The sequence below is a fragment of the Citreicella sp. C3M06 genome, from assembly GCF_018860705.1.
In the GTDB taxonomy this organism is placed as follows: domain Bacteria; phylum Pseudomonadota; class Alphaproteobacteria; order Rhodobacterales; family Rhodobacteraceae; genus Salipiger.
Map to the genome: position 1 here is coordinate 1 of NZ_JAHKQA010000062.1, position 2,114 is coordinate 2,114.

General features: G+C 64.6%; 2 protein-coding genes. Both read left to right on the forward strand.

What is annotated here, in order from left to right; all coding sequences use genetic code 11:
• Positions 1-1,329: Re/Si-specific NAD(P)(+) transhydrogenase subunit alpha (locus KO516_RS13935; RefSeq protein ID WP_216004393.1), on the forward strand; the 1,329-nt coding region annotated here is incomplete at its 5' end.
• A gap of 15 nt (positions 1,330-1,344) precedes the next feature.
• Positions 1,345-2,114 (forward strand): NAD(P)(+) transhydrogenase (Re/Si-specific) subunit beta (locus KO516_RS24290; protein WP_252737609.1); only part of this gene is annotated, 770 nt, incomplete at its 3' end.

Genomic DNA, 2,114 nt, shown 5'->3' on the forward strand with positions numbered 1-2,114 from the left:
GACCGGCTGACAGAGGGCAAGACGCTGGTCTCGTTCTTCTGGCCGGCGGCGAACGAGGCGCTGATGCAGCGCGCCGCCGATACCGGCGCCAGCGTGATCGCCATGGATATGGTGCCGCGCATCAGCCGGGCGCAGAAGATGGATGCGCTGAGCTCGATGGCCAATATCGCCGGCTACCGTGCGGTGATCGAGGCGGGCAACAATTTTGGCCGCTTTTTCACCGGGCAGGTGACGGCGGCTGGCAAGGTGCCGCCCGCCAAGGTGCTGATCGTCGGCGCCGGGGTGGCCGGGCTTGCGGCCATCGGCACCTCGACCTCGCTGGGTGCGATCACCTATGCGTTCGACGTGCGCCCCGAAGTGGCCGAGCAGGTCGAATCCATGGGCGCGGAATTCGTTTACCTCGATTTCGAAGAGGATCAGGCGGATGGCGCGGCGACGGGCGGCTATGCCTCGGTGTCGAGCCCGGAATTCCGCGAGGCGCAGCTGGCCAAGTTCCGCGAGCTGGCGCCCGAGGTCGACATCGTCATCACCACGGCGCTGATCCCCAACCGCGAGGCGCCCGAGCTGTGGACGCCCGACATGGTCGCGGCGATGAAGCCCGGCAGCGTCATCGTCGACCTTGCCGCCGAGCGCGGCGGCAATTGCAAGATGACCGTTAGGGATGAAAAAATCGTCACCGACAATGGCGTGACCATCGTCGGCTACACCGATTTCCCGTCCCGCATGGCGACGCAGGCCTCGACGCTTTATGCCACCAATATCCGGCACATGATGACCGATCTGACCCCGGCCAAGGACGGCGCGGTCAATCACAACATGGAAGATGACGTCATCCGTGGCGCCACCATCGCCCATGGCGGCGCGGTGACATGGCCGCCACCCCCGCCCAAGACCAAGGCGATTGCGGCGCAAAAGCCCAAGGAAAAGACCCCCGAGCTGACGCCCGAGGAAAAACGCGCGGCGGAAACCGCGGCCTTCAAGGCCCAGACCAAGAACCAGGTCACGCTGCTGGCGGTAAGCGGCGCGCTGCTGCTGGCGGTGGGGCTGGTGGCCCCGGCCAGCTTCATGCAGCATTTCATCGTCTTTGTGCTGTCGGTGTTTGTCGGCTTTCAGGTGATTTGGAACGTCAGCCACAGCCTGCACACGCCGCTGATGGCGGTGACCAACGCGATCTCGTCGATCATCATCCTTGGCGCGCTGATGCAGATCGGCTCGAGCAGCTGGATCGTGGTCGTTCTGGCGGCGCTTTCGGTCTTTATGACCGGCATCAACATCTTCGGCGGCTTCATGGTGACACGGCGCATGCTCGCCATGTTCCAGAAATCGTAAGGGGGGAACATCGTTATGGAATTCGGATTCACGACGGCGGCCTACGTGGTCGCGGCGGTGCTCTTTATCCTGTCGCTGGGGGGGCTTTCGGGCCAGGAAAGCGCCAAGCGCGCGGTGTGGTACGGCATCGCGGGCATGGCGCTGGCGGTGTTCGCCACGCTGATCGGCCCCGGATCGGGGCTGTGGCTGCTGTCGATCCTGCTGATCGCGGCGGGCGGCACCATCGGCATGTATGTGGCGAAAAAGGTCGAGATGACCGAGATGCCGCAGCTGGTGGCGGCGATGCACAGCCTTGTTGGCCTTGCGGCGGTTTTTGTTGGCTACAACGCCCATTTCACCATGAAGGCGGTGACCGGCGGCGCAGCGCCGCAGGGGGTGTTTGCCGAGCTGGTGGCGCATAAGGCGCCGGTCGAGCTGAGCATCCTGTCGGTCGAGCTGTTCCTTGGTGTGTTCATCGGCGCGATCACCTTTACCGGTTCGGTGGTGGCTTATGGCAAGCTGGCGGGCAAGGTTAGCTCGAAGGCGGAAAAGCTGCCGGGCGGGCATCTGCTGAACATCGCGGCGGCGGCGATCTCGGTGATCTGCCTGCTGTGGTACATGGGCACGGGCGGGGCGTTGCCGCTGGTGCTGATGACGCTGGCGGCGCTGTTCATCGGCTATCACCTGATCATGGGCATCGGCGGCGCCGACATGCCGGTGGTGGTGTCGATGCTCAACAGCTATTCCGGCTGGGCGGCGGCGGCGATCGGCTTCAGCCTTGGCAACGATCTGCTGATCGTGGTCGG